Origin of the sequence: Megasphaera sp. MJR8396C (genome assembly GCF_001546855.1) — a bacterium.
Classification (GTDB): Bacteria; Bacillota; Negativicutes; order Veillonellales; family Megasphaeraceae; genus Megasphaera.
Genome location: NZ_KQ958144.1, coordinates 1 through 24398 on the forward strand (window position 1 = coordinate 1; position 24398 = coordinate 24398).

40 protein-coding genes and 1 pseudogene are annotated in these 24398 nt (G+C 48.1%); all 41 read left to right on the plus strand.

Annotated elements, in window-relative coordinates; genetic code table 11:
• Positions 1–388, plus strand: a pseudogene (tuf, locus tag HMPREF3201_RS00405) (elongation factor Tu); the annotation flags it as partial.
• 304 nt (positions 389–692) lie between these two features.
• Positions 693–1004 carry a 30S ribosomal protein S10 gene (rpsJ, locus tag HMPREF3201_RS00410; protein ID WP_014015734.1) on the plus strand — a complete coding sequence of 104 codons (312 nt, stop codon included), beginning with the start codon at positions 693–695 and terminating at the stop codon, positions 1002–1004.
• Between the two features lie 14 nt (positions 1005–1018).
• Positions 1019–1657, plus strand: a complete 639-nt coding sequence (gene rplC / locus HMPREF3201_RS00415; RefSeq protein WP_044505175.1) for a 50S ribosomal protein L3 — start codon at positions 1019–1021, stop codon at positions 1655–1657.
• Positions 1658–1688: 31 nt separating this feature from the next.
• Entirely contained in the window at positions 1689–2312 is a 624-nt protein-coding gene (rplD, locus tag HMPREF3201_RS00420; RefSeq protein WP_062411226.1) for a 50S ribosomal protein L4, read from the plus strand.
• Positions 2312–2596 (plus strand): 50S ribosomal protein L23, encoded by a 285-nt coding sequence (rplW, locus tag HMPREF3201_RS00425; protein WP_044505173.1) that lies wholly within the window; start codon positions 2312–2314, stop codon positions 2594–2596. Before rplD ends, rplW begins: the two co-directional genes overlap by 1 nt.
• Positions 2597–2626: 30 nt before the next feature.
• The gene (gene rplB / locus HMPREF3201_RS00430) at positions 2627–3454 is read left to right on the plus strand and encodes a 50S ribosomal protein L2 (protein ID WP_062411227.1); all 828 of its coding nucleotides are present in this window, start codon (positions 2627–2629) and stop codon (positions 3452–3454) included.
• Positions 3455–3478: 24 nt separating this feature from the next.
• Positions 3479–3754: a 30S ribosomal protein S19 gene (rpsS, locus tag HMPREF3201_RS00435; protein WP_044505171.1), complete on the plus strand. Its 276-nt coding sequence runs from the start codon at positions 3479–3481 to the stop codon at positions 3752–3754.
• A 16-nt stretch (positions 3755–3770) separates the two neighbouring features.
• The gene (gene rplV, locus HMPREF3201_RS00440) at positions 3771–4106 is read left to right on the plus strand and encodes a 50S ribosomal protein L22 (protein ID WP_044505170.1); all 336 of its coding nucleotides are present in this window, start codon (positions 3771–3773) and stop codon (positions 4104–4106) included.
• A gap of 13 nt (positions 4107–4119) precedes the next feature.
• Positions 4120–4788, plus strand: coding sequence for a 30S ribosomal protein S3 (rpsC, locus tag HMPREF3201_RS00445; protein WP_044505169.1), 669 nt, complete (start codon positions 4120–4122; stop codon positions 4786–4788).
• Complete coding sequence (rplP, locus tag HMPREF3201_RS00450) at positions 4788–5213, plus strand: 50S ribosomal protein L16 (protein ID WP_062411228.1); 426 nt, start codon at positions 4788–4790, stop codon at positions 5211–5213. The genes rpsC and rplP overlap by 1 nt, the downstream gene beginning before the upstream one ends.
• Before the next feature lies 1 nt (position 5214).
• Positions 5215–5415: a 50S ribosomal protein L29 gene (rpmC, locus tag HMPREF3201_RS00455; protein WP_014015743.1), complete on the plus strand. Its 201-nt coding sequence runs from the start codon at positions 5215–5217 to the stop codon at positions 5413–5415.
• Positions 5416–5457: 42 nt separating this feature from the next.
• A complete protein-coding gene (gene rpsQ, locus HMPREF3201_RS00460; protein WP_044505167.1) occupies positions 5458–5712 on the plus strand; it encodes a 30S ribosomal protein S17 in 255 nt (84 codons plus the stop codon).
• A 25-nt stretch (positions 5713–5737) separates the two neighbouring features.
• Complete coding sequence (gene rplN / locus HMPREF3201_RS00465) at positions 5738–6109, plus strand: 50S ribosomal protein L14 (protein WP_044505166.1); 372 nt, start codon at positions 5738–5740, stop codon at positions 6107–6109.
• A 25-nt stretch (positions 6110–6134) separates the two neighbouring features.
• A complete protein-coding gene (gene rplX, locus HMPREF3201_RS00470) occupies positions 6135–6443 on the plus strand; it encodes a 50S ribosomal protein L24 (protein ID WP_172980558.1) in 309 nt (102 codons plus the stop codon).
• Positions 6444–6464: 21 nt separating this feature from the next.
• Complete coding sequence (gene rplE / locus HMPREF3201_RS00475) at positions 6465–7004, plus strand: 50S ribosomal protein L5 (RefSeq protein ID WP_044505164.1); 540 nt, start codon at positions 6465–6467, stop codon at positions 7002–7004.
• Between the two features lie 18 nt (positions 7005–7022).
• Complete coding sequence (gene rpsN, locus HMPREF3201_RS00480; RefSeq protein WP_062411230.1) at positions 7023–7292, plus strand: 30S ribosomal protein S14; 270 nt, start codon at positions 7023–7025, stop codon at positions 7290–7292.
• Positions 7293–7323: 31 nt separating this feature from the next.
• Positions 7324–7716, plus strand: a complete 393-nt coding sequence (rpsH, locus tag HMPREF3201_RS00485) for a 30S ribosomal protein S8 (protein WP_044505162.1) — start codon at positions 7324–7326, stop codon at positions 7714–7716.
• A gap of 17 nt (positions 7717–7733) precedes the next feature.
• A complete protein-coding gene (gene rplF, locus HMPREF3201_RS00490) occupies positions 7734–8276 on the plus strand; it encodes a 50S ribosomal protein L6 (RefSeq protein ID WP_044505161.1) in 543 nt (180 codons plus the stop codon).
• A 26-nt stretch (positions 8277–8302) separates the two neighbouring features.
• Positions 8303–8665, plus strand: a complete 363-nt coding sequence (gene rplR / locus HMPREF3201_RS00495; protein WP_072271974.1) for a 50S ribosomal protein L18 — start codon at positions 8303–8305, stop codon at positions 8663–8665.
• Positions 8666–8683: 18 nt separating this feature from the next.
• The gene (rpsE, locus tag HMPREF3201_RS00500) at positions 8684–9184 is read left to right on the plus strand and encodes a 30S ribosomal protein S5 (protein ID WP_044505159.1); all 501 of its coding nucleotides are present in this window, start codon (positions 8684–8686) and stop codon (positions 9182–9184) included.
• A gap of 18 nt (positions 9185–9202) precedes the next feature.
• Positions 9203–9382: a 50S ribosomal protein L30 gene (gene rpmD / locus HMPREF3201_RS00505; RefSeq protein WP_014015753.1), complete on the plus strand. Its 180-nt coding sequence runs from the start codon at positions 9203–9205 to the stop codon at positions 9380–9382.
• Between the two features lie 21 nt (positions 9383–9403).
• Complete coding sequence (rplO, locus tag HMPREF3201_RS00510) at positions 9404–9868, plus strand: 50S ribosomal protein L15 (RefSeq protein WP_044505158.1); 465 nt, start codon at positions 9404–9406, stop codon at positions 9866–9868.
• Between the two features lie 12 nt (positions 9869–9880).
• Entirely contained in the window at positions 9881–11143 is a 1263-nt protein-coding gene (gene secY, locus HMPREF3201_RS00515; RefSeq protein WP_044505157.1) for a preprotein translocase subunit SecY, read from the plus strand.
• Positions 11144–11159: 16 nt separating this feature from the next.
• Complete coding sequence (locus HMPREF3201_RS00520) at positions 11160–11810, plus strand: adenylate kinase (RefSeq protein ID WP_044505156.1); 651 nt, start codon at positions 11160–11162, stop codon at positions 11808–11810.
• Positions 11811–11812: 2 nt separating this feature from the next.
• A complete protein-coding gene (gene map / locus HMPREF3201_RS00525; RefSeq protein ID WP_044505155.1) occupies positions 11813–12565 on the plus strand; it encodes a type I methionyl aminopeptidase in 753 nt (250 codons plus the stop codon).
• Entirely contained in the window at positions 12562–12834 is a 273-nt protein-coding gene (locus HMPREF3201_RS11265; protein ID WP_225070094.1) for a KOW domain-containing RNA-binding protein, read from the plus strand. Before map ends, HMPREF3201_RS11265 begins: the two co-directional genes overlap by 4 nt.
• Positions 12835–12848: 14 nt before the next feature.
• Positions 12849–13067: a translation initiation factor IF-1 gene (gene infA / locus HMPREF3201_RS00530; RefSeq protein WP_044505153.1), complete on the plus strand. Its 219-nt coding sequence runs from the start codon at positions 12849–12851 to the stop codon at positions 13065–13067.
• Between the two features lie 23 nt (positions 13068–13090).
• Positions 13091–13204 carry a 50S ribosomal protein L36 gene (rpmJ, locus tag HMPREF3201_RS00535; RefSeq protein ID WP_007391661.1) on the plus strand — a complete coding sequence of 38 codons (114 nt, stop codon included), beginning with the start codon at positions 13091–13093 and terminating at the stop codon, positions 13202–13204.
• A 22-nt stretch (positions 13205–13226) separates the two neighbouring features.
• Positions 13227–13595, plus strand: coding sequence for a 30S ribosomal protein S13 (rpsM, locus tag HMPREF3201_RS00540; RefSeq protein ID WP_062411232.1), 369 nt, complete (start codon positions 13227–13229; stop codon positions 13593–13595).
• A 28-nt stretch (positions 13596–13623) separates the two neighbouring features.
• On the plus strand, positions 13624–14013 hold the full coding sequence (gene rpsK, locus HMPREF3201_RS00545; protein WP_044505151.1) for a 30S ribosomal protein S11: 390 nt from the start codon (positions 13624–13626) through the stop codon (positions 14011–14013).
• 49 nt (positions 14014–14062) lie between these two features.
• A complete protein-coding gene (locus HMPREF3201_RS00550; RefSeq protein ID WP_044505150.1) occupies positions 14063–15043 on the plus strand; it encodes a DNA-directed RNA polymerase subunit alpha in 981 nt (326 codons plus the stop codon).
• 17 nt (positions 15044–15060) lie between these two features.
• Positions 15061–15399, plus strand: a complete 339-nt coding sequence (gene rplQ, locus HMPREF3201_RS00555) for a 50S ribosomal protein L17 (protein WP_062411233.1) — start codon at positions 15061–15063, stop codon at positions 15397–15399.
• Between the two features lie 113 nt (positions 15400–15512).
• Complete coding sequence (locus tag HMPREF3201_RS00560; RefSeq protein ID WP_062411280.1) at positions 15513–15935, plus strand: DUF3783 domain-containing protein; 423 nt, start codon at positions 15513–15515, stop codon at positions 15933–15935.
• Between the two features lie 5 nt (positions 15936–15940).
• Entirely contained in the window at positions 15941–16429 is a 489-nt protein-coding gene (locus tag HMPREF3201_RS00565) for an 8-oxo-dGTP diphosphatase (protein WP_062411234.1), read from the plus strand.
• 25 nt (positions 16430–16454) lie between these two features.
• The gene (locus HMPREF3201_RS00570) at positions 16455–17210 is read left to right on the plus strand and encodes an HD domain-containing protein (RefSeq protein ID WP_062411235.1); all 756 of its coding nucleotides are present in this window, start codon (positions 16455–16457) and stop codon (positions 17208–17210) included.
• 57 nt (positions 17211–17267) lie between these two features.
• The gene (locus HMPREF3201_RS00575; RefSeq protein WP_062411236.1) at positions 17268–18197 is read left to right on the plus strand and encodes an NAD-dependent epimerase/dehydratase family protein; all 930 of its coding nucleotides are present in this window, start codon (positions 17268–17270) and stop codon (positions 18195–18197) included.
• 81 nt (positions 18198–18278) lie between these two features.
• Positions 18279–18992 (plus strand): orotidine-5'-phosphate decarboxylase, encoded by a 714-nt coding sequence (gene pyrF, locus HMPREF3201_RS00580; RefSeq protein WP_062411237.1) that lies wholly within the window; start codon positions 18279–18281, stop codon positions 18990–18992.
• 6 nt (positions 18993–18998) lie between these two features.
• Complete coding sequence (gene pyrE, locus HMPREF3201_RS00585) at positions 18999–19586, plus strand: orotate phosphoribosyltransferase (protein WP_062411238.1); 588 nt, start codon at positions 18999–19001, stop codon at positions 19584–19586.
• A 24-nt stretch (positions 19587–19610) separates the two neighbouring features.
• Positions 19611–20546, plus strand: a complete 936-nt coding sequence (locus HMPREF3201_RS00590; RefSeq protein ID WP_062411239.1) for a hypothetical protein — start codon at positions 19611–19613, stop codon at positions 20544–20546.
• Positions 20547–20819: 273 nt separating this feature from the next.
• Positions 20820–23243, plus strand: a complete 2424-nt coding sequence (locus HMPREF3201_RS00595; RefSeq protein WP_062411240.1) for an AAA family ATPase — start codon at positions 20820–20822, stop codon at positions 23241–23243.
• Complete coding sequence (gene mcrC, locus HMPREF3201_RS00600; protein WP_062411241.1) at positions 23240–24310, plus strand: 5-methylcytosine-specific restriction endonuclease system specificity protein McrC; 1071 nt, start codon at positions 23240–23242, stop codon at positions 24308–24310. The genes HMPREF3201_RS00595 and mcrC overlap by 4 nt, the downstream gene beginning before the upstream one ends.
• Positions 24311–24398: the final 88 nt, after the last annotated feature.

Consider the following 24398-nt stretch of genomic DNA (forward strand, 5'->3'; position numbering starts at 1 on the left):
CGACAGCGCAGAAGCTGGCGACAACATCGGTGCACTTCTCCGTGGCGTTGACCGTAAAGAAATCGAACGCGGCCAGGTTCTCGCAAAACCGGGCACGATTCATCCGCACACAAAATTCAAAGCTCAGGTTTACGTTTTGACGAAAGACGAAGGCGGCCGTCATACGCCGTTCTTCAATGGCTATCGCCCGCAGTTCTACTTCCGTACAACGGACGTAACCGGCGTTATCCAGCTTCCGGAAGGCACTGAAATGTGCATGCCTGGCGACAACGTCAAAATGGACGTCGAACTGATCACTCCGATTGCTATCGAAGCTGGTCTTCGCTTCGCTATTCGTGAAGGCGGCCGTACCGTAGGTGCTGGCGTCGTTTCCGAAATCGAAGGCTAAAAATCACCTGCAGCAGATGACCTCTGCTGTTATAAGGACGAACTGTTACTTCGTAGCAGTTCGTCTTTTTCTTTAGCATGATGGAGATACATGAAAGGTATGTTAAATCGGTCAGAAAATTTTTGAAATGCCTTGAAAAATCCTTGCGTCATGCCCGCTTTTGTAGTAAACTAGGTAGGTACGCGACAACAGGGAAATACTCTCTAAAACGCGCTAAACTATGATATAAGATGTTGCCCGCAAAGCGGGGAAACTCTTATGGAGCAGTCTATTCAATGAAATAGACGTTAGGAGGAATTAAGTAATGGCAAAACAGGAAAGAATTCGTATTCGCCTCAAAGCTTACGATCACAAAACGCTTGATCAGAGCGCGGCGAAAATCGTCGACACGGCGAAACGTACCGGTGCAATGGTATCCGGACCGATTCCGCTTCCGACAGAAAAGAACATCTTCACGATTCTTCGTTCTCCCCATGTTAACAAAGACTCTCGTGAACAGTTCGAACTCCGTACGCACAAACGCTTGATCGATATCCTCGAAGCATCGAACAAAACCGTTGATGCCTTGACCCGTCTCGATCTGCCGGCTGGCGTAGACATCGAAATCAAATTATAGGAGGAGGTGCGATTATGTCTAAAGCTATTTTGGGTAAAAAATTAGGTATGACTCAGGTCTTCACCGAAGAAGGCGCAGTCGTCCCTGTAACCGTCGTCGAAGCTTCCCCGAACGTAGTTGTACGCGTCAAGACCGTTGATACGGACGGATACAACTCCATTCAGCTCGGCTATGGTGAAATCAAAGAAAAACATCTGACGAAACCCGTTAAGGGTCAATTCGACAAAGCAGGCGTAGCTCCTGTTAAGTATCTTCGCGAATTCCGTTTGACAGATACGCCGGAATATACGGCAGGCCAAACTCTGGCAGCTGATATTTTCGCAAGCGGCGATCTCGTCGACGTAATTGGCACCAGCAAAGGTAAAGGGTTTGCAGGTACTATCAAACGTCACGGTTTCCACCGCGGACCGATGGGTCACGGCTCTAAATCTCATCGTGAACCCGGTTCTCTCGGACCTATGACCAGTGGTGGCGGCGGTAAAGTCGTCAAGGGTAAAAAACTTCCTGGACAAATGGGTGGCAACCAGGCAACCGTTCTTCATCTTTCAATCGTTAAAGTCGATATGGACAAGAACCTGATCTTGGTTAAAGGCGGCATCCCGGGCGCTAAAGGCAGCTTGGTTATGATTCGCGATACCGTAAAACCCCGCTAATAGTTGTCTACAGGAAGGAGGATAAAATATAATGCCAAAAGTAAGCACGTATAATATTGCCGGTGCACAGACCGGTGAAATCGAATTGAACGATAGCGTATTTGGCGTTGAAGTGAACGAAGCCGTTATGCGTCAGGCCGTTCTCCGTCAGCTCGCCAACCAGCGCTTAGGCACACATTCCACCAAAACTCGCGGCCTCGTTCGCGGCGGTGGCAGAAAGCCTTGGAAACAGAAAGGAACCGGCCGGGCCCGTGTAGGCAGTAACCGCAGCCCGTTGTGGGTTGGTGGCGGTACCATTTGGGGTCCCCATCCGCGCTCTTACGAACAGAAAATGCCTCGTAAAGCTCGCCGTCTCGCTGTTAAATCCGCGTTAAGCGATAAAGTCAATACTAATGAATTGTTCGTCCTCGACGAAATCAATCTCGCAGCTCCGAAAACGAAAGAAGTTGTTACGCTCATCAATAACTTCAAATTCGCTGGTGAAAAAGTTCTGTTCATCACCGATAACGATGAAGTTGTAGAACGCTGCGCACGCAACATCAAAGGCGTTAAAGCCATTTCTACGACTGGCGTCAACATCTTTGATCTGCTCCACTACACGAAATTGTTCGTTACGAAGAGCGCTGTCGCTAAGATTGAGGAGGTGCTCGCATAATGAACATGCATGATCTCTTGTTAAAACCGGTCATCACCGAAAAAACGACGATGATGATGTCTGATGGCAAATATACATTTAAAGTACCGCTCCATGCTAACAAAGTTGAAATTCGTAAAGCTGTTGAAGCCATTTTCGGCGTCAAAGTTAAAAGCGTAGCAACACTTCGCACGATGGGTAAATTCAAGCGCATGGGCAAATACATCGGCAAGCGCCCGGATTACAAAAAAGCCATCGTAACCCTTCAGGAAGGCGAAACCATCGAATTCTTCGAAGGAGCTTAAGCATTTAACGAATAAGGAGGAGGCACTACAATGGCCATTAAATCATTTAAACCGTACTCCGCTAGCCGCCGTTTCATGACTGTTTCGACATTCGAAGACATTACGGCGTCTAAACCGGAAAAATCCTTATTGGTCAAAGTAACCAATAAGGGCGGTCGTAATAACAGCGGCCGTATGACTGTCCGTCACCAGGGCGGCGGTCACAAACGCCGTTATCGTTTGATCGACTTCAAACGTATTAAAGACAATATCCCGGCAAAAGTTGCGACGATCGAATACGATCCGAACCGCTCTGCCAACATCGCCCTTCTGTTCTATGCAGACGGCGAAAAGAAATACATCATCGCTCCGAACGGCCTTAAGGTCGGCGACGTCGTTTACAGCGGCCCGGAATCGGATATCAAGATCGGCAACGCTTTGCCGCTCCAGAACATCCCCCTCGGTACTCTCGTACACAACGTTGAAATGAAAATCGGCAAGGGCGGCCAGATGGTTCGTTCTGCTGGTGAATCGGCACAGCTCATGGCTAAAGAAGGCAACTATGCACTTCTTCGTCTGCCGTCGGGCGAACTTCGTCAGGTACACATCCGCTGCCGCGCTACCATCGGTGTCGTCAGCAACACGGACTATGAAAACATCACCATCGGTAAAGCCGGCCGTTCCCGCTGGTTGGGCGTTCGTCCGGGCAACCGTGGTGTCGTCATGAACCCGTGCGACCATCCTCATGGCGGTGGTGAAGGTAAGGCTCCTGTTGGTCGTAAACGCCCGGTTACTCCTTGGGGTAAACCTGCTTATGGCGTCAAGACTCGCGACTCTAAAAAAGCTTCCAATAAGTTTATTGTGAAGAGACGTAAATAAGTGTTGAGGAAAGGAGATAACTAAGTGTCCAGATCCATTAAAAAGGGCCCATTCGTAGCACATCATCTCTTGAAGAAAATCGACGCTATGAACGAAGCCAACGAAAAGAAAGTCATCAAAACCTGGTCCCGTGCATCGATGATCCTGCCGAACTTCGTCGGCCACACGATTGCTGTTCACGACGGCCGGAAACATGTACCTGTCTATATCACGGAAGATATGGTAGGTCATAAATTAGGCGAATTTGCACCGACTCGTACATTCAAGGGTCATGCTAAAGCCGAAAAAGTAACTCGATAAGAAGGGGGTAACATAAATGGCAGTAAAAGCTGTTACGAAACACATTCGCATTGCTCCCCGTAAAATTCGGATTGTAGCTGACTTGGTTCGGGGTAAAAACGTCGGCGAAGCTATCTCTATCTTGAAATTCACTCCGAAAGTGGGTTCTCGTGTAGTTGAAAAGACTTTGCGCAGTGCCGTTGCTAATGCGGAACACAATAACGATATGGACGTTGCAAAATTGTTCATTTCTGAAATTTTTGTTGACCAGGATTCCACGATGAAACGTATTCATCCGCGCAGCCGTGGACAGGCTTTCAAAATTCTCAAACATTCCAGTCATTTGACGGTTGTTGTTGACGAAAAAGCATAAGGAGGGAAATGTAGTGGGTCAGAAAGTTAATGCCCATGGATTCCGCGTCGGCGTTTCCAAACCATGGGACGCAAAATGGTATGCAGAAAAAGATTACGCTGCACTCTTAAATGAAGACGTTAAGATCCGTGAATTCTTAAAGAAACAGTTATACATTGCAGGGGTTTCCCGCATTGAAATCGAACGCTCTGCAAAACGCATCAAATTGGTTATCCATACTGCTAAACCGGGCATGGTCATCGGCCGTGGCGGCGCAGGTATTGAAGATATTAAAAAAGCGTTGAAAGCCTTCACGACGAAGACCGTCGACGTAAACATTGCTGAAATCAAACAGGCCGAAATGGATGCAACCTTGGTTGCTGAAAACGTTGCCAGCCAGCTCGAACGCCGTATCGGCTTCCGCCGCGCTATGAAACAGTGCGTTGGCCGTACGATGCGTATGGGTGCTAAGGGTATCAAGATCATGTGCTCCGGCCGTCTTGGCGGTGCTGAAATCGCTCGTAGCGAAAGCCTCCGCGATGGTTCCATCCCCTTGCACACGCTCCGCGCTGACATCGACTATGGCTTTGCTGAAGCTCATACGACGTATGGCTGCATCGGCATTAAATGCTGGATTTACAAAGGTGAAATCCTCCCGGAAGCCAAAAAAGCTCCGAAAAAGCACGAAGGGAGTGAAGCGTAATGTTAATTCCAAAACGTGTCAAATATCGTAAACAGTTCCGTGGCCGTATGAAAGGCCAGGCACATCGTGGTAATAAAGTCGCTCATGGTGAATATGGTCTCGTCGCTCTCGAACCGTCGTGGATTACGAACCGTCAGATCGAAGCTGCCCGTATCGCTATGACACGTTACATCAAACGTGGCGGTAAGGTTTGGATCAAGATTTTCCCGGACAAACCGGTTACGGCAAAACCGGCTGGTACTCGTATGGGTTCCGGTAAAGGTGCTCCGGAATACTGGGTTGCTGTTGCAAAACCGGGCCGCGTACTCTTTGAAATGGGTGGTGTTAGCGTAGAAGTTGCTCGTGAAGCAATGCGTCTCGCCGGCCATAAGCTGCCGATTAAAACGAAGTTTGTTGTTAAAGGTCAGGAATTAGGTGGTGAATAAAATGAAGGTTAAAGAAATCCGTGCGCTGAGCGCTGCCGAAATGGATGAAAAAGTGGTTAGCCTGAAAGAAGAATTGTTTAACCTCCGTTTTCAACATGCGACCGGCCAATTAGAAAATCCAATGCGTATCCGCGAAGTTAAAAAGACAATCGCTCGCATCAAAACGGTACAGCGTGAAGCAGAACTGAAAGCGCAGGCGTAAGAACGTCCATAATTGGAATCTAAAAGGAGGTCACAAGCACAGATGGAAAGAAATGAACGTAAAATTCGCGTAGGTAAAGTAGTCAGCGATAAGATGGACAAAACAATTGTCGTTGCTGTAGAATATAAGACGCAGCATAAGCTGTATAAAAAGCCGATCATCTCGACGGTTAAATTTAAAGCCCACGATGAAAACAACGAATGCCACATTGGCGACGTCGTTCGTATTGAAGAAACCCGTCCGCTGTCCAAACAGAAACACTGGAGAGTCGTGACGATCGTAGAAAAAGCTAAATAAGCTTCATTAATTAGGAGGTTAAGCCATGATTCAGCAAGAAACTATGTTGAATGTTGCCGACAATACTGGTGCCAAGAAGATTTTGTGCATCCAGGTCATGGGTGGCTCGTATCGTAAATATGGCAACATTGGTGATATCATTACAGCATCTGTTAAAGATGCATCACCCGGTGGCGTTGTCAAGAAGGGCGATGTAGTCAAAGCTGTTATCGTCCGTTCTAAGAAGGGTTTGCGTCGTGCTGACGGTTCCTATATCCGTTTCGACGAAAACGCCGCTGTCGTAATCAACAACAATGATAAAAGTCCGAAAGGTACTCGTATTTTTGGGCCCGTTGCCAGAGAATTGCGTGAAAAAGATTTCATGAAGATTATCTCCCTGGCTCCGGAAGTATTATAAGGAGGGGGTGTTCTCAATGGGTAAAATGCATGTAAAAACAGGCGATACGGTCATTGTCATTGCCGGTAAAGAAAAAGGCAAAAAGGGTAAGGTTATCGCAACGTATCCGAAAAGAGACCGCGTCGTAGTTGAAGGCCTTAACATGGTTAAGCGCCACACGAAACCGAGTCAGAACAATCCTCAAGGCGGCATTATCACCAAGGAAGCAGCGATTCATGTTTCCAACGTAATGCTCGTAGATCCTGAAAGCGGCAAACCGACTCGTGTCAAAATGGTCCAGCAGGCCGATGGCACTAAAGTTCGTACAGCCGTAAAGAGCGGTAAAGCTATCTAATAAGAAGGGAGGCCCTTGAGAGTGTCCAGATTAAAAGACAAATACCTTTCCGAAGTTGTGAAGGGTTTACAGGAAAAATACAGTTATAAAAATGTAATGCAGATTCCGAAGGTTACCAAAGTGGTTATCAACATGGCCGTTGGCGAAGCTGTTACCAACTCCAAAGCCTTGGATGCTGCTGTTAGCGATATGACCATCATTTCTGGTCAGAAACCGATCATCACGAAAGCTAAGAAATCCATCGCAGCTTTCAAAATCCGTGAAGGCATGAACCTTGGCTGCAAAGTTACGCTGCGCGGTGAACGCATGTATGAGTTCCTCGACAAACTGATGAACTTGACCCTGCCCCGTGTCCGTGACTTCCATGGTGTCAGTGCAACCGGCTTCGATGGCCGCGGCAACTATACCCTCGGCCTGAAAGAACAGCTTATCTTCCCGGAAATCGAATATGATAAGGTTGATAAAGCTCGCGGCATGGATATCACCATCGTTACGACGGCTGCGACCGACGAAGAAGGTCGCGACATGTTGAAACTGATGGGCATGCCTTTTGAAAAGTAATAGAGGAGGATAACATACATGGCAAAGAAATCGATGCTTGAACGTGAAAAGAAACGTGAAAAATTAGTTGCCAAATACGCTAAGCTCCGCGCTGAACTCAAAGCAAAGGGCGACTATGAAGCACTTTCTCAGCTGCCGGCTAACGCATCTCCGGTTCGTCTGCACAATCGCTGCAAAATAACCGGCCGTCCTCACGGTTATATGCGTAAATTTGGCATCTGCCGCATCACATTCCGTGAACTGGCTTATAAAGGTCAGATCCCTGGCGTTAAAAAGGCCAGCTGGTAACACGTATTCCATGGAGGGAGGTTTTTAGATTATGGCAATGACCGATCCGATTGCGGATATGCTCACAAGAATCCGTAATGCTAACTCGGCATATCACGAAAAAGTAGAAATCCCTGCTTCGAAGATTAAAGCAGCAATGCTCGACATCCTCAAAGAAGAAGGTTTCGTCAAAAACTACGAATCCGTAAACGAAGGCAAAACGCTGAAAGTTACGTTGAAATATGGTTCTAATAAAGAAAAAGTAATTACCGGCATCAAGAGAATTTCCAAACCGGGCCTGCGCGTATACGCTGGCAAAGAAGAACTCCCGCGCGTTCTCGGTGGTTTGGGGATCGCTGTAATTTCTACGTCTCAAGGCGTTATGAGCGACAAACAGGCTCGTAAACTCGGCTTGGGCGGCGAAGTTCTCGCTTACGTCTGGTAAAATTTGGAGGTGTCAATATGTCCCGAGTAGGTAGAATGCCTATTGATATTCCGGCAGGCGTAAATGTAAACCTCGATGGCCACGTAATTACCGTAAAAGGCCCGAAAGGCGAACTCACACGTACGCTTCACCAGGATATGAAAGTCACAATTAATGACAACGTTATCACTGTAGAACGTCCGTCTGACGATAAAAATCACCGTGCACTGCACGGCCTCACCCGCGCACTCGTAGCCAACATGGTCAAAGGTGTTTCGGAAGGCTTCAAAAAAGAATTGGAAATCGTTGGTGTTGGTTACAGAGCTCAGATGAAAGGCAAGAAACTCGCCTTGACCCTTGGTTTCTCCCATCCCCTCGAACTCGACGCTCCGGCTGGTGTTACCATCGAATGCCCGAGTGCAACGCAGATCCACATTTCCGGTGCAGACAACGAAGTTGTCGGTGAATTCGCTGCTAAAGTTCGCGGCTACCGTCTCCCTGAACCGTATAAGGGCAAAGGTATCCGTTATGTTGGCGAACATGTCCGTCGTAAAGCCGGTAAAGCTGGTACTAAGAAATAACATTTAATTAGAAAGGAGTGAATTCCTTGAATAAGAGTAAAAACACAATCCGTTTGAAACGGCATTGGCGTTTACGCAAGAACATCAACGGCACGGCAGAACGTCCGCGTCTCAACGTTTTCCGCAGCCTTAACAATATCTATGCCCAGGTCATCGATGACGTCAACGGCGTAACCTTGGTCTCTGCAAGCTCTTTGGACAAAGAACTGAAAGATCAGAACGTCACCGGCGGCAACGCTGAAGGCGCAAAATTAGTAGGTGCTTTGGTTGCCAAACGCGCTGTTGAAAAAGGTATTACGACCGTCGTTTTCGACCGTGGCGGTTACATCTATCACGGCCGTGTCGCAGCTCTCGCAGAAGCAGCTCGTGAAGCTGGCTTGAAATTCTAATCAAGGAGGAAATAACACATGGCAAAAGTTGACCATGCAGGTCTCGAATTACAGGAAAATGTAGTATTCATCAACCGTGTTGCTAAGGTAGTTAAAGGCGGCCGCCGTTTTTCCTTCAGTGCCCTCGTTGTTGTCGGTGACGGCAATGGCCGTGTTGGCGCAGGTTTAGGCAAAGCCGGTGAAGTTCCTGAAGCAATCCGCAAAGGCGTTGAAGACGCTAAGAAACATATGATTTCCGTTCCGTTGAAAAACGGTTCCATTCCCCATAAAGTTACGGGTATTTTCGGCGCAGGCCAGGTATTCCTGAAACCGGCTGCTGAAGGTACTGGCGTTATTGCCGGCGGCCCGGTTCGTGCCGTATTGGAACTGGCTGGCGTCCGCAACATCCTCACCAAATCGATCGGTTCTTCCAACCCGAACAACATGGTTCAGGCTACGCTCGAAGGTTTGAGCAGCTTGAAGGATGTCAATAAAGTTGCTGAACTCCGTGGCAAAACTGTAGAAGAAATTTACGGTTAATAAGGAGGATATAACAAGATGGCTCAGGTTAAAGTTACACTCGTAAAGAGTTTGGCTGGCCGTCCTGGCGATCAGCGTGCAACCATCGTTGCTCTCGGTCTCCACAAGACGAACTCCAGCGTAGTAAAGGAAGTAACTCCCCAGATCAAAGGGATGCTTCACAAAGTAGAACACTTGGTAAAAGTAGAAGAAATTTAATATAGAAGGAGGTGCGCTGAATTGAAACTTCATGAAATGAGTATTGTTCCTGGTTCCAAGAAAAAACGTAACCGCGTCGGCCGTGGTATCGGTTCCGGTAACGGCAAAACTGCCGGTAAAGGTATGAAAGGTCAGCTTTCTCGTAGCGGCGGCGGTAAGCGCCCGGGCTTCGAAGGTGGCCAGATGCCGCTGTATCGTTTGCTCCCGAAACGTGGTTTTACCAATATTTGGGGTAAAGAATATGCAGAAGTCAATGTTTCTGTACTCAACCGCTTTGAAGACGGCACGACTGTCGATCCCGTTGCTTTAGTCGAAGCTGGCATCGTTAAAAATGTCCGCGATGGCATCCGCATCCTCGGCAATGGCGAACTCGAAAAGAAACTGACCGTCGTAGCCAATGGTTTCACGAAATCTGCTAAAGAAAAGATTGAAGCTGCAGGTGGTAAGGTTGTAGTACCGGGAGAAGAACCGGTAGCAGAACAGTAGGGGTGATTTGCGATGTTAGAGAACATCCAAAACGTACTTAACGTTCCGGAATTCCGGAAACGGGCGGTCTTCACTCTTATTATGTTCGTCGTTTTCAGACTGGGTGTTCACATTCCCGTACCGGGTGTCGATTCGTCGGTCATTGAAAACCTCTTCAGCAGCGGCAACTTGTTCGGACTTCTCGACTTGTTCGCCGGCGGAGCACTGAGTAAGTTCTCCATCCTGGCTATGAGCATCACGCCGTACATCAACGCGTCGATCATCATGCAGCTGCTGACCGCCGTCGTTCCAACCTTTGAACAATGGGCCAAGGATAATCAGGAAGGCCGCGATAAGATCCAAAAGGTCACGCGGTACGGTACGGTTGTCCTGGCATTGATTCAGGCCTTTGCCATGAGCTATGCACTGAAAGTCAACGGTGCACTCATCGTCGACAGCTGGGCTATGGTCGTCATGGTATCACTGATTCTCACGGCAGGGACTTGCTTCCTCATGTGGCTCGGTGACCAGATCACAGCCGGTGGTATCGGCAATGGCATTTCGCTGATCATCTTCGCCGGTATCGTAGCGCGTTTCCCTCAGGGCGTCATGACGATTTATCAGTACATTCAGGCCGGTTCGATTAACATCTTCCAGGCCTTACTTTTTGTCGTTATCGCTTTGTTCATGATCATTGTGGTCATCGAAGTTACCCAGGGACAGCGACGCGTTGCCGTACAGTATGCTAAACGCATTGTCGGCCGCAAGATGTACGGAGGCCACTCGACACATATTCCGCTGAAAGTCAACCAGGCCGGCGTTATCCCCATCATTTTTGCATCGTCTGTACTGATGTTCCCGATCACGATCGCACAGTTCGTACAGAATGACACAGTCCAATGGATTGCCAGCTACTTTGCATGGGGCACCGTTACTAACACGGTCATGTACGCCGTTCTGATCATGTTCTTCACATATTTCTACACGGCTATTTCGCTGAACATCCCTCAGCTTACGGAAAATATGCAGAAGTATGGCGGCTTCATCCCCGGTATTCGTCCGGGCCAGCCGACAGCCCTGTATATCGATCGCATCATGACGAGAATTACCCTCGCCGGTGCCTTCTTCTTAGCATTCATCGCCATCCTGCCGAACTTCATCGGTTGGATTACTGGCATTGAAGGGGTTTACTTCGGCGGTACGGCCATCCTCATCGTCGTCGGTGTTGCCATCGATACGATGAAGCAGGCAGAATCCTTAGTTTTGAATAGACAATATCAAGGATTTATGAAATAATAAGGGGGTAGTTTGAGTGTATATTCTTTTAATGGGCCCTCCGGGGGCCGGTAAAGGTACCCAGGCTGAACGATTGATTGACAAATATGGTATTCCCCAGATTTCGACAGGCGATATGTTCCGGGCAGCTGTAAAAGAACAGACTCCGCTCGGTCTTGAAGCCAAAAAGTATATGGACAACGGCCAGCTCGTACCCGATGCTGTTACCGTAGGAATTGTCAAGGAACGTCTTTCCAAAGACGACTGCAAAAAAGGCTTTATCCTCGACGGCTTCCCGCGTACGACCAGCCAGGCTGTATCCCTCGATGCCATCCTTCGGGATCTCGGCATCAAACTCGATGGCGTCATCAACATCGCCGTTCCGGATGAAGAACTCATCAAGCGGACGACGGGCCGTCAGATCTGCCGCTCTTGCGGTACGACATACCATGTCACATTCAAACCGTCCAAGGTAAAGAACGTTTGCGATAAATGCGGCGGTGAATTATACCAGCGCGACGACGATAAAGTTGAAACCGTCAAAAAGCGTCTGAGTGTATACGCTGCACAGACGAAACCGCTCATTGACTACTATAAAAATTCCAATCTCTATATTGAAATTGATGGGGAACAGAATATGGATGATGTATATAAAGACATCATCGCTAGTCTTGAAAAGAGTAAATAAGCATGATCATCTTAAAATCAAAACGGGAAATTGAATATATTCGCGACGCTGGCCGTATTACGGCCAATGCCTTAGCTCTCATGAAAAAGCTGGCAAAGCCCGGCATTACGACGGGTGAGCTCGACCAGCGCTGTGAAGACTATATCCGCAGTTGCGGCGCTTTTCCGAGCTGTAAAGGCTATTACGGATTCCCGGCAACTATTTGCGCCAGCGTAAATGAAGAAGTCGTCCATGGGATTCCGGGCCATCGCAAGCTTAAAGATGGCGATATAATCAGCGTTGATTTAGTTGTAAATAAAAATGGCTACCATGGCGATTCGACGGTAACGATTCCTGTCGGCCACGTGAACCCGGCAACCCTCAAATTATTGAAGGTTACTGAAGAATGCCTTTACAAAGGCATCGAACAGGCTGTAGCCGGCAATCACCTTGGCGATATCGGTCATGCCGTCCAGGCCTACGCTGAATCCTTTGGGTACAGCGTCGTCCGAGATTACGTCGGACACGGCATTGGCACGGATATGCACGAAGATCCGGAAGTACCGAACTACGGTATGCCCGGTCACGGCGAGTTGTTGGAACCGGGCATGGTCCTGGCTCTGGAACCGATGATCAATATGGGTACGGAAAAAGTCCGCCAGTTGAAAAACGGCTGGACCGTCGTCACACAAGACGGCAAACCGGCAGCCCACTTCGAACATACAGTAGCGATCACGGAAAACGGCCCTGAAATTCTGACCTTACCGGATGAATGATGGAACGAACTCCGATGATACCTGTCTGCACGGTCGTAGAATGCCTGGCAGGCAAGGATAAAGGCTGCTTGTATGTTGTTGTCGGCAGTTTGGCTTATCCCTACGTATGGATTGCTGACGGTAGAAAGTACAACCTGGATAAGCCGAAGAAAAAGAACTGCCGGCATCTCCGGATATTGGGAACGAGCGTATCTGAAGGAAGCGCTGGTCCCGTGAGAATCAGCAATGAATGGATACGGTCCGTCTTAAACCGGGCTATGAAGAATTGACCAGGGAGGTTACTATGTCGAAGGTAGATGTCATTGAAGTAGAAGGCGTCGTCGTTGAAGCCTTGCCAAACGCCATGTTCAAAGTCAAACTTGAAAATGAACACATCGTGTTGGCTCATGTCTCCGGTAAAATGCGTATGAATTTCATTCGTATCCTTCCGGGCGACCGGGTCACACTTGAATTGACACCGTATGATCTGAATCGCGGTCGCATTACATACCGCTTTAAGTAAGAGTATTACGCAGGAGGTTAATAATGAAGGTAAAACCGTCAGTAAAAAAGATTTGCGAAAAATGCAAAATCATTAAACGTAAAGGCCGTGTCATGGTCATTTGCGAAAATCCGAAACATAAACAGAAACAGGGTTAATAAGCAGGAGGTGAATGAATAGATGGCACGTATAGCCGGTGTGGATTTACCACGTGATAAACGAGTTGAAATTGGTTTGACTTACATTTTAGGTATTGGTCTTTCTTCTTCCCAGCAGATTCTGGCGAAGACTGGCGTAAACCCGGATACCCGCGTTCGCGATTTGACGGAAGACGAAGTACAGAAAATTCGTGAAGTCATCGGTTCTGATTATAAAGTAGAAGGCGATCTTCGCCGTGACACAGCACTCAACATCAAACGCCTGATCGAAGTTAATTCGTATCGCGGCAAACGTCATCGCGCAGGTCTTCCCGTTCGCGGTCAGCGCACCAAGACCAATGCACGTACGCGTAAAGGTCCGAGAAAAGCTGTAGCAGGTAAGAAGAAATAAGATTCTTTAAGTAAGGAGGGAAACGATTTTGGCTAAGAATGTCAGAAGCAATAAAAGAAAAGAAAAGAAACATGTAGAATCGGGCGCAGCTCATATTCGTTCTACATTCAACAATACAATCGTTACGATTAGTGATACAAAAGGCAATGCACTGTCTTGGGCAAGTGCCGGCGGCCTCGGTTTCCGCGGTTCCCGTAAGAGCACTCCGTTTGCTGCACAGATGGCTGCTGAACAGGCTGCAAAAGCAGCTATGGAACATGGCCTTCGTCAGGTAGAAGTCTTCGTAAAAGGTCCGGGCTCGGGTCGTGAAGCTGCTATCCGCGCATTGCAGGCAGCAGGTCTCGAAGTAAACTCCATCAAAGACGTAACGCCTATTCCGCATAACGGTTGCCGTCCGCCTAAACGGAGACGCGTATAATCGATGATTAACCAAGGTGTTTTGATTCTGAAATAGGAGGATTTTCCTGATGAGCGAAGATAACAAATTTAAAGTTAAAACCGTCGAAGTCAACGACGGCGGTACCTATGGAAAATTCGTATGCGAACCTCTGGATCGGGGTTACGGAATCACATTGGGTAATAGTTTGCGGCGTGTCCTCCTGGCATCACTGGATGGCGTAGCAATCACTTCGATTAAAATCGATGGTGTTCTCCATGAATTTTCGACCATTCCCGGTGTCCGGGAAGACGTTTCGGAAATCATCCTCAACCTCAAGCAGGTTCGGATTAAATTCCTGGATGATGACGTAGACGAAGTCGACATCACTATCGATATCTCTGGTGAATGTGAATTCACTGCAAACGATCTTAACGTAAACTCAGACATTGAAATTTTAAACCCGGATCTTCATATCGCAACCCTCGATACGGAAGCTGACATCCATATGCAGTGCCATATCGAACGCGGTAAAGGCTATGTTCCGTCCACGCAGAACAAGAAAGAAACGGATATGATCGGCGTCATTCCCATCGATTCCATCTTCTCTCCGATTGTGCGCACGAACTACAGCGTTGGCAACATCCGGGTAGGCAACGAAATGGACTATGATTCGTTGACCCTTGAAGTAACGACAGATGGCAGCATCACGACTGAAAATGCCGTTGCTAAGGCTGCATCGATTATGATCAGCTACTTAAACTACTTCCAGAACATCGCAACCGATGCAAAGGTAAACGATGAAAAAGCTATCTTCACTGACGACGATGGCGAACCCGTGGAAGAATCGACAGAACCCGATAAGGGCAAAATCAAGATCGAAATTCTTGACTTGTCTGTCCGCGCTTCGAATTGCCTGAAACGTGCAAATATTTACACCATTGGCGATCTCACCGAACGGACGGAAGACGACTTGTCGAAGATTCGCAACCTCGGCAAGAAATCTGTCGATGAAATTATTGAAAAGTTAGAAATGCACAACTACTACTTAAAATCGAGTAATGAAGAATAGTTCGAGGAGGATGAACAATGGCTTATAGAAAGTTGGGACGAGACAGCTCCGCACGTAAAGCATTGCTGCGCAGCATTGTCACCTCTTTATTCCAGCATGAACGCATTGAAACGACGGAAGCAAAGGCAAAAGAACTTCGCAAAGTCGCTGACAAAATGCTTACCCTCGCAAAACGCGGCGATCTCCACGCTCGCCGTCAGGCTTTGGCATACATGGTGGATGAAGATGTTGTCAAAAAACTGTTTGACGAAATTGCACCGAAATACACCGATCGTCAGGGCGGTTATACTCGCATCATCAAGACTGGCGTTCGTCAGGGCGATGCTGCTCCGATGGTAATCATCGAATTAGTATAAACGTATGAATGAGAAGGAGCTGTCCTGAGACAGCTCCTTTTTGTATATGCTCATCCGGAATCTCCGGAACGAGCTTCATTTTCTGGAAAAGGAGTGATACTATGCCGTATCGTATGATGTTAGCTGTAAATTTCACCCCGGAACGACTGGAACAACTTAAACTGTTGGCCTTGCTTACGAAATCGAAGATCAAGGCCGTGACCGATGACGAAAAGGGAGAAACCGTCGGCAAGGTCTTGGGCCTGACCGATGAAGAAATCGCCGAAATCTCGGCCATGCGACAGGACACGGAAGAAGCGAGAGTTCACGAAAATATGAATGAAGATGAAAATCTGCCGCCGGTTACGAAAGAAGCGATCATTCTCTGCGGATTCGACCATAAAGTCGTCAACCTGCTCTTGGACAGCATTCGCCGGGGCCGCCTTAAAAACGTACCTTTAAAGGCCATGCTGACGCCCAATAATATTTCCTGGACCATCGAAACGATTTTGCAGGAACTTTCGAAAGAGCACGAATATTTTCATAAAAAGAGGTAAGGACCATGCGTCCCACGACACTTTGCTTTCCCGTTCGGCCGGACGGGAAAGTATTGTTAGGCCGTAAAAAACGCGGCTTTGGCGTCAGCAAATGGAATGGCTTCGGCGGAAAAATCGAAGCCGGCGAAACTTTTTTGCAGTGCGCCGTAAGAGAGCTTCGAGAAGAAACGGGCTTAAGGGCCGAGGAAAAGGATTTTGAATTGGTCGGTTTCCTGGACTTTCATTTTAGCGCAGCTCCTGAACTGGATCATATCGGATACGTCTATATCCTGCGTCATTGGCAGGGGGAAGTCTGTGAGAGTGAAGAAATGGAGCCTTGCTGGTTTGCGCCTCATGACTTTCCTTACGACGAAATGTGGAAAGGGGACCGGACCTGGGTTCCTAAGGTATTGAAAGAAGACTGCGTCAAAGGCATCATCACCTTCGCAGCCGACGGGGAAACCGTTCAGGAAATGGAGATTCAGCCTTTCCATCCACAGGGATTCGAAGTTTAATTTTTGACGAAAGGCGGCATGCCGGATGAATCGCGATTTCGTAATTTCACAGTTTAAAAGCTATGCAGCAAACTTTGATGCCGCCGATGAAGGCGTTTCCCTGAAGTTAGCCCACTCTTTACGGGTCAGTTCCTGGTGTGACCGACTGGCGCGAGCCTTACACCTTTCGCCGGACGACGTGGATTTGGCCTGGCTCATCGGTGTCCTTCACGACATCGGCCGCTTTGAACAACTGCGGGAATACCATACGTTCATCGATTATCAGTCCATGGACCATGCGAAATATGGGGCGCGATATTTATTTCAGGAAGGCCATATCCGCGATTTTCTGCACGATGATAGAGAGGATGTCGTCATTGAAAAGGCCATTGCTCAGCATAATGCCTATCGCTTGTCGGAGGATCTATCGCCGCGGCAGCGCCTTTTTTGCCAGCTCATCCGCGATGCCGATAAACTCGATATCTTTAAGGTCTGTGCCGACGGCCTGCGGCAAGGTCTGAATGTATGGCGTGTCGATGATACGGACTTTGAACATCAGCCCATTTCAGCGGCCGTCATGAAAGAGGCCCGGCAGAAAAAACTCGTCCAGACGCAGGTGAAAAAGACCTTTATGGATTTTTATGTCGGTACCCTTTGCTTTTATTTTGACTTGGTTTATGATGAGAGTCGGAGACTTGCCAGAGAGCAGGGAGCTTTCGATGAGCTCCTCCGATTTCACTCCCAGAATCCGGACAGTGAGGCAAAATTAAATGAAATACGCCGCCTCATTGACGGCGACTGAATTTTTCCGGCATATCGATGCCGGATCCTATCAATACGTAATGGAGGGCCTATCAACGTGGAAATCTTGATTACTGGCGGTGCCGGGTTTATTGGATCACATATCTTGGCAGCGCTGCAGGGGCGGCCGGATATACAGGTCGTCGTTTTCGACAATTTATCCGGCGGGTCTCGAGACCATGTGCCCAGCGGGATGGAGCTGATCGAAGGGGATATCTGTGATAAAGACGCGTTAGACGCCGTTTTCAGAAGGCATTCCTTCTCGGCTGTCGTCCATTTGGCAGCCCAGACGATGGTTCCTTTTTCCGTAGAACAGCCAATCGTCGACTGCCGGGTTAATTTAGAAGGCGTTCTTCAGGTCCTGGAAGGATGCCGGACCTATAAGGTACCTCATATTCTCTTTTCATCGAGCGCTGCCGTGTATGGCGATAATTTGAATATTCCCCTGGAAGAAGGCGAACGCCTGCTGCCGACGTCGCCTTACGGCGTTACCAAGATGACGACAGAGCACTACCTGCGGGTCTATCATGAGCTGTACGGCTTGGATGCTACCGTTTTTCGCTTTGCCAATGTCTACGGTGAACGACAGGGCGAAAAGGGCGAAGGCGGTGTCGTCAGCATCTTCTGTAAACTCTTATCGGAGAACCAAGGCCTTACGGTCTATGGCGACGGTAAGCAAACGCGGGATTTCGTCTATGCCGGGGATATCGCCCAGGCCATCATCCGGGCCCTGCCCCTTACCGGCTATCATACGATAAACGTGTCGACGGGAACCGAAACCAGCGTCAACGAACTGATCGAAAGCTTTGAAAAAGCCGTGGGCCATGCCGTATCCGTTGACTATAAGGACGCCCGGCCCGGCGATATTATGCGCTCGGTCTTAAGCAATAAGACCTTGGAATCGCTTCTTTCATTCGTTCCTCCGACAGACCTTGCCGAAGGGATCCGCCGCACCTATGAGTGGTACCGCAGTGCCGCTTCGAAGTGAGGCCGCATCGCCTTGACAGGCATGGTAAAACATGACACAATTAACTAGATATGCCTATATAAGTATACAGGAGGAGAGCTCATGGCAGATGATAGAATCATTGTGGCTTTGGATGTCCATTCACTGGAAGACTTGAAGAAGCTGGTTGAGACACTGGGGGACCGTGTTTCCTTTTATAAAGTCGGGATGGAACTGTTTTACAGTGCCGGTCCCGATGCGGTGCGGTATTTGAAGGATCAGGGAAAACACGTTTTCCTCGATTTGAAAGTACACGACATTCCCAATACCGTCGGGCAGAGTATTCGCGCTTTGACCCGTCTCGGCGCTGACTTCATGACCCTTCACGGTACGGGCGGCCGGGCCATGATGGAAGCGGCAGCCGAAGCCGTCCGTGATGAAGCGGAAAAATTACGTATCGAACGGCCGCGCCTGTTGGCCGTCACCGTGCTGACCAGCATCGATGAAGATGCCTGGAAGGAAATCGGCGGTCGGGACAATATTGCCGACTCGGTCAAAAACCTAGCAAGACTTGCCAAAGAAGCCGGTATCGACGGTACCGTATCGTCGCCGTATGAAGCTAAGGAAATCCGTTCGATGAACGGTCCGGAATTCCTCATCGTCACGCCGGGCATTCGGCCTACTTTTGCCGTTGCCAACGACCAGAAACGCTTTACGACGCCGTCTCAGGCGCTGCGTGACGGGGCTTCCCATTTAGTTATCGGCCGGCCGATTACCAAAGCGGACGATCCGAAAGAAGCAGCCGCAAAGATTTTAGCAGAAATTCAGGGGGTATAATTCATTATGTTGACAGAAGAAGAAGTAAGACAGTTATTAGTCGAAACCAAGGCCGTATTGGAAGGTCATTTTCTCTTGACGTCGGGACTGCACAGCCCGCTGTATGTCGAAAAATTCAACGTTCTCCAACATCCGGAATATACGGAAAAGCTCTGCAAGGAATTGGCTGAACGCTTTAAGGACCAGAATGTACAGACCGTTATGGGCCCCATGACCGGCGGCATCCTCTTGGCTCATGAAGTCGGCAAAGCTCTCGGTACGCGAGCCATCTTTACGGAACGGGAAAAGGGCGTCATGACCCTTCGCCGCGGTTTCCATATCGAACCGGGTGAACGCGTCCTTATCGTAGAAGATATCGTAACCACCGGCGGTTCGGTTCAGGAAGTCGTCGATGTCGTTAATAAAGCCGGCGGCGTCATCGTCGGTGTCGGCCTCCTCGTCGACCGCAGCGGCGGTAAGGCTGAATTCGGTGTACCGAAAGACAAGGTACAGGCTCTGCTTCACTTGACGGTTCCGACGTACAAACCGGAAGAATGCCCTCTCTGCAAACAGAGCATCCCCATGACCGAACGGGGAAGCCATCACTTAAAATAATTTAGGTCAGGAGATGTTTTGTTCATGGAAATGTTATCGGCCATAGCCCCGTTTTTTGTGGCCGGTTTGATGGGGACCATATTCGCCCGCTTTACGGGTATGAATATGAGCATGTGTGTCCTCCTCCTGTTTTTGTATATGGGAGCCAAACCGGTCGAAGCCATCTCGGCTATGTTGATGTTTAACGTCTTTACGTATTTTACCGTCTACTCCCAGCTCCACGTCATGCGGATCAAAAGCTTTGCCTTCTTCCCCGGCGTGCGGCTGGCTATCCCCATCTTGATTACCGTCGGGGTGGCGGCCCTGAATCCTTTTGTCGGTATCGCTTTCTTTATCCTCGTATTCCTCTTGGAAATCTTTGCTAAGATTTACCGGGAAATGAACCCCAAGTCCCGGCCTTCAAAATGGCAGATCGTTCAGATGGTCATTTCAGCCAGCGTCTTAGTGATCATCGGAGCCGTTGCCGTTCAGTTCATTCCGGAAAATTATTACTACATCGTCGGCGGCGTTACGATCTTGCTGTACGCGGTCATCATGTGGCGCATGGGTGACCGGCGCAAAGGCACGGCCTGGTGGGATAAATGGCTGTACCTGTCGGCACTGCTTACCGGCCTCAGCGGCATCGACGGGACGGACTGGCTGACGGCCATGCGCCGCAATCCTGAATCGGTCTTGTCGAAATGCTTCCCCATCGTCATCAATGGGGCCATGCTGATTGCCTTGGTCGTTTCGTACGGCGTGTACCGCTATTTTTCAATCGGTGCCTTGTTTGCTACCATCGGTACAGCTGTCGGCATTCGCCTTTTCGGCTTGTATGAACATTCGGGCAAAGGCAGCTTCTCTTACCTGACCCTGGGCGTCGCCGTCTTGACGGCCTTAGTATTCATGATCGTCCAGCCTGTACCCCATGGATTCCCCATCGTGCCCATGGCCGATGAAACGGGATTCTTTAGCTTTTAATTGACAAAGGACGGCTCTTTTTGACAGGCTCCCTTTAAGCAGACATGGGACATCCTAAAACTCATGCCATAAACCGACCTCTTGGAGTTGGACTTGAAAAAGATCTAACTGTAAGAGGTCGATTTTTTATGTCAAAATATAGATGTGAATTCAAATGGATAGGGATAGATGATTTGTAAGTGCGCAGGATAGGGAATCGTGTCCAGTGAGTATCGTGATGTTACGCTTGGACATAGATAGCTGTATGCATGCAGTTTAAAGGAGGTACAGTCCATGTTCAATAAATCCAGGTTAAAGGAAATTCTGACTCAGTATAAAAAAGATTTTCTGCCGAATCATTGGAAAGAGGAAAAATACAAATGGGAAGCCATCAAATGTTTTCAGGATAATTGGGATGTAGATGCAGCTGATTTTGCAGCTATGTTGTCAAAGTCACTGGCCGAGACCGATAATTTGCTTACGTCTATGAATAATTTCCCCAAGGGAATGATCCTCGGCTTTGCTAAGCATGAACCCGAGGAAGTCCGAGCCATGTATCTAGATCTCTTTGATGAAGATAAGGAGGTTTATGATCGTATCCATGTTTTTAAGACAAAGTCTGCTATTCTTCGCGATAAATATGGTAAGGAGGGCGACCAGCACTACCAGCATGAAAATGCCATAACCGTCTACCTATGGCTGCGATATCCGGAAAAATACTACATCTATAAGTTCGGAGAGGTGAAAGCCGTATCGGACGTATTGGAAAGTGGCTATCGGTTTAAGAAAGGTTCCTATAGGGATAATCTTCGAAATTTTTATGAATTCTATGATGAAATCTGTGAAGAACTGAAGCAAGATACGGAGCTTGTGGAGCTCTTTCGAAGTCAGCTCACGGACACCTGCTATCCGGATCCGGAGCTGAAAACACTGACCTTCGATGTCGGATTCTATATCAGTCGGGACTATGCCAAAGGTCATCATTCCGGGGAGGATGGGTCCCCAAGCGAGGGATGGCAGCCAACCCCGTCGGACTATGATCCGGGATTGACGGAACAGGATTGGGGGACGCTTTTACAGGATAAGGACGTTTTTAACGAAAGTTGTCTCCAAATTATGAAGCGGCTCAAAGAGTGTGGCGGAGCCGCTAGTTGTACACAGCTGGCCGCTACATACGGGGAATCAAAGAATTTCTATAACGCCAATTCATCGGCTTTGGCAAGGCGAGTCGCGGAAAAGACCGGTTGTCCCCTGCCGCCTGATCGTGATTCTAGAGATTCCAAATGGTGGCCCGTCTTATATGTGGGGAAATACGCATCCAAAGAAGATGGTGGCGCTTTTATATGGAAACTGCGTGATCCCCTTTCAAAGGCCCTTGATCAGGTTGATTTGAGTGATGTTGACCTTTTCGCAGCGTCTGCTGATGAAAAGGCTGAACCTTCCTACTGGTGGATGAACGCCAATCCAAAAATCTGGAGTTTTTCGAATCTGCAAGTTGGCGAAGTTGAGGCTTATACCCTATATAACGAAGACGGGCATAAGCGAAGAATTTTCCAGCACTTTATCGATGCCAAGGCCGGTGATTTCGTTATCGGTTATGAAGCAAACCCGGTAAAGCAGATCGTGGCGCTTGTCCAAGTTAAAGAAGGACAGGACGGGTCGAAGATATATTTTGAAAAGACGGAAGGATTGTCTTCTCCCATAGACTATCAGACGCTCAAAGAATGTCCGGAACTAAAGGATATGGAATTTTTCCGAAATCCGAACGGCAGCTTTTTCAAGTTGACTAAGGCTGAGTATGAATTCATCATGGATATGATTCGCGATGAAAATCCCTTGAAGATGGATGCGGCGATGCAACCCTATACAAAAGATGATTTTCTGTCTGAAGTCTATCTGTCTGCGGAGGACTATGATCGTCTGACGGAAGTGCTGTTTAATAAGAAGAACGTCATCCTGCAGGGGGCGCCCGGCGTCGGCAAGACCTTCTGTGCTAACCGACTGGCCTATTCGCTGATGGGAGAAAAGAACGACCATCAGATTGAATTCATTCAGTTTCATCAGAGTTATTCCTATGAGGATTTCATGATGGGGTATAAGCCGAATGAGTCGGGCGGTTTTACGTTGAAAACGGGGGTATTTTACCGGTTCTGTCAGAAGGCCGCCAATCAACGGGATAAGAAATTCTTCTTTATCATTGATGAAATCAACCGCGGTAACTTGAGTCAAATTTTTGGGGAACTGTTAATGCTAATTGAAAAAGACTACCGTGGTAAGACGATCACCCTTGCGTATAATGGCATACCCTTTTCTGTACCGGACAATCTCTATATCATCGGCATGATGAATACGGCTGACCGAAGCCTGGCCATGATTGATTATGCCTTGCGGCGGCGGTTCAGCTTTTTTGAACTTGAACCGGGATTCGATTCAAAGGGGTTCAACGCCTATAAGGATAAGCTGGCGAATGAAACCTTTAATGAACTCATTTCTAAAGTCAGCGAACTAAATGAAGAACTTCGGCGAGATAAATCCCTGGGGAAGGGATTCTGTATCGGACACAGCTATTTCTGCGGTAGGACGAAAGATAACTGTACCGACAGATGGATGCAGGCCGTTGTCGATTATGATATTTTGCCCATGCTTTCGGAATACTGGTTTGACGATGACAGCAAGGTGCAGCGTTGGGATACGATCCTGCATGGAGTCTTTCAATGACAAAGGATAAGCGCATCTTTATAAAAAATATCTATTACATGCTGTCCTATGCCTTCGCCATACTCAGACAATCTACCTATGAAGAAATCGAGAAAGAGCCTTTTGAGAATATCAACAATCTGTTTGCGGCGATTCTTTCTAAAGGAATCGGTTTGCAGCTCAAGCAAGGCCTTTACCGTGAATATATTCATCGCGTAGAAAATCGATACGTCGTTCGCGGAAAAATCAATCTGCCGGGGACGCTGAAAAATCGGTTGCAGCACCGTATTGCGGTGACCTGTGACTATGGAGACCTTTCCGAGGACAACTTACTCAACCGGATTCTAAAATCGACGGTTTGCTTGCTGTTGAAGCAGGAAGATGTACAGGACAAGTATAAGGCAGAACTCAAGCGGGAAATGCTGTTTTTCTCGAATGTTGCCGAAATTGATTTAAAACAGGTCCGATTCTCGGACATCTGCTTTCAGCGAAATAATCGCACGTATCAGATGCTGCTTGCCATTTCTCAACTGCTGATAGAAGGCTCGCTTCTGACAACCGAAGAAGGCAAGTTTCGTCTGATGGGCTTTTTGGATGAACAGCGAATGAGTCGCCTGTATGAGAAATTTATTCTCGAATATTATGTACAAGAATTTGGCCAGCGGCTAAAAGGATTCTCCGCACGGGCGTCGCAAATTCCCTGGCAGCTCGATGATGGTTTTGATGCCTTGCTTCCCGTCATGCAGACCGATATCACACTGACGTACGGTTGTCAGACACTCATCATCGATGCCAAATATTACCATCGGATACTGCAGACCCATTTTGACGTAGAGACCCTTCATTCCGGCAACTTGTATCAGATCTTCACGTATGTGAAGAACAAAGACGCCGAGGTTGCCGGAACAGGGCACCAGGTTTCTGGAATGCTGCTCTATGCGAAAACTGATAGCGACGTGGTGCCCAATCATGTCTATCATATGAGCGGCAATCAAATTTCTGTAAAAACACTCGATTTGAATCAGCCCTTTTCGAAGATTGCCGAGCAGTTGGATGGCATTGTAAGGAATCATTTCGGAATATTGTAAATTCCTTTGGATTTTATTGGACTGGGTCAGTCCGAAAGCAGGAGAACTTACTTCTTTGTCGAAATATATAAACATATGTCATTATCTA

What these genes read in the sequence shown, in the direction of transcription:
- rpsJ (WP_014015734.1), top strand. Translation starts at nt 693, where the DNA reads ATGGCAAAACAGGAAAGAATTCGTATTCGCCTCAAAGCTTACGATCAC.
- rplC (WP_044505175.1), top strand. Translation starts at nt 1,019, where the DNA reads ATGTCTAAAGCTATTTTGGGTAAAAAATTAGGTATGACTCAGGTCTTC.
- rplD (WP_062411226.1), top strand. Translation starts at nt 1,689, where the DNA reads ATGCCAAAAGTAAGCACGTATAATATTGCCGGTGCACAGACCGGTGAA.
- rplW (WP_044505173.1), top strand. Translation starts at nt 2,312, where the DNA reads ATGAACATGCATGATCTCTTGTTAAAACCGGTCATCACCGAAAAAACG.
- rplB (WP_062411227.1), top strand. Translation starts at nt 2,627, where the DNA reads ATGGCCATTAAATCATTTAAACCGTACTCCGCTAGCCGCCGTTTCATG.
- rplV (WP_044505170.1), top strand. Translation starts at nt 3,771, where the DNA reads ATGGCAGTAAAAGCTGTTACGAAACACATTCGCATTGCTCCCCGTAAA.
- rplP (WP_062411228.1), top strand. Translation starts at nt 4,788, where the DNA reads ATGTTAATTCCAAAACGTGTCAAATATCGTAAACAGTTCCGTGGCCGT.
- rpmC (WP_014015743.1), top strand. Translation starts at nt 5,215, where the DNA reads ATGAAGGTTAAAGAAATCCGTGCGCTGAGCGCTGCCGAAATGGATGAA.
- rpsQ (WP_044505167.1), top strand. Translation starts at nt 5,458, where the DNA reads ATGGAAAGAAATGAACGTAAAATTCGCGTAGGTAAAGTAGTCAGCGAT.
- rplN (WP_044505166.1), top strand. Translation starts at nt 5,738, where the DNA reads ATGATTCAGCAAGAAACTATGTTGAATGTTGCCGACAATACTGGTGCC.
- rplX (WP_172980558.1), top strand. Translation starts at nt 6,135, where the DNA reads ATGCATGTAAAAACAGGCGATACGGTCATTGTCATTGCCGGTAAAGAA.
- rpsN (WP_062411230.1), top strand. Translation starts at nt 7,023, where the DNA reads ATGGCAAAGAAATCGATGCTTGAACGTGAAAAGAAACGTGAAAAATTA.
- rpsH (WP_044505162.1), top strand. Translation starts at nt 7,324, where the DNA reads ATGGCAATGACCGATCCGATTGCGGATATGCTCACAAGAATCCGTAAT.
- rplF (WP_044505161.1), top strand. Translation starts at nt 7,734, where the DNA reads ATGTCCCGAGTAGGTAGAATGCCTATTGATATTCCGGCAGGCGTAAAT.
- rpsE (WP_044505159.1), top strand. Translation starts at nt 8,684, where the DNA reads ATGGCAAAAGTTGACCATGCAGGTCTCGAATTACAGGAAAATGTAGTA.
- rpmD (WP_014015753.1), top strand. Translation starts at nt 9,203, where the DNA reads ATGGCTCAGGTTAAAGTTACACTCGTAAAGAGTTTGGCTGGCCGTCCT.
- secY (WP_044505157.1), top strand. Translation starts at nt 9,881, where the DNA reads ATGTTAGAGAACATCCAAAACGTACTTAACGTTCCGGAATTCCGGAAA.
- map (WP_044505155.1), top strand. Translation starts at nt 11,813, where the DNA reads ATGATCATCTTAAAATCAAAACGGGAAATTGAATATATTCGCGACGCT.
- HMPREF3201_RS11265 (WP_225070094.1), top strand. Translation starts at nt 12,562, where the DNA reads ATGATGGAACGAACTCCGATGATACCTGTCTGCACGGTCGTAGAATGC.
- infA (WP_044505153.1), top strand. Translation starts at nt 12,849, where the DNA reads ATGTCGAAGGTAGATGTCATTGAAGTAGAAGGCGTCGTCGTTGAAGCC.
- rpmJ (WP_007391661.1), top strand. Translation starts at nt 13,091, where the DNA reads ATGAAGGTAAAACCGTCAGTAAAAAAGATTTGCGAAAAATGCAAAATC.
- rpsM (WP_062411232.1), top strand. Translation starts at nt 13,227, where the DNA reads ATGGCACGTATAGCCGGTGTGGATTTACCACGTGATAAACGAGTTGAA.
- HMPREF3201_RS00550 (WP_044505150.1), top strand. Translation starts at nt 14,063, where the DNA reads ATGAGCGAAGATAACAAATTTAAAGTTAAAACCGTCGAAGTCAACGAC.
- rplQ (WP_062411233.1), top strand. Translation starts at nt 15,061, where the DNA reads ATGGCTTATAGAAAGTTGGGACGAGACAGCTCCGCACGTAAAGCATTG.
- HMPREF3201_RS00560 (WP_062411280.1), top strand. Translation starts at nt 15,513, where the DNA reads ATGATGTTAGCTGTAAATTTCACCCCGGAACGACTGGAACAACTTAAA.
- HMPREF3201_RS00565 (WP_062411234.1), top strand. Translation starts at nt 15,941, where the DNA reads ATGCGTCCCACGACACTTTGCTTTCCCGTTCGGCCGGACGGGAAAGTA.
- HMPREF3201_RS00570 (WP_062411235.1), top strand. Translation starts at nt 16,455, where the DNA reads ATGAATCGCGATTTCGTAATTTCACAGTTTAAAAGCTATGCAGCAAAC.
- pyrF (WP_062411237.1), top strand. Translation starts at nt 18,279, where the DNA reads ATGGCAGATGATAGAATCATTGTGGCTTTGGATGTCCATTCACTGGAA.
- pyrE (WP_062411238.1), top strand. Translation starts at nt 18,999, where the DNA reads ATGTTGACAGAAGAAGAAGTAAGACAGTTATTAGTCGAAACCAAGGCC.
- HMPREF3201_RS00590 (WP_062411239.1), top strand. Translation starts at nt 19,611, where the DNA reads ATGGAAATGTTATCGGCCATAGCCCCGTTTTTTGTGGCCGGTTTGATG.
- HMPREF3201_RS00595 (WP_062411240.1), top strand. Translation starts at nt 20,820, where the DNA reads ATGTTCAATAAATCCAGGTTAAAGGAAATTCTGACTCAGTATAAAAAA.
- mcrC (WP_062411241.1), top strand. Translation starts at nt 23,240, where the DNA reads ATGACAAAGGATAAGCGCATCTTTATAAAAAATATCTATTACATGCTG.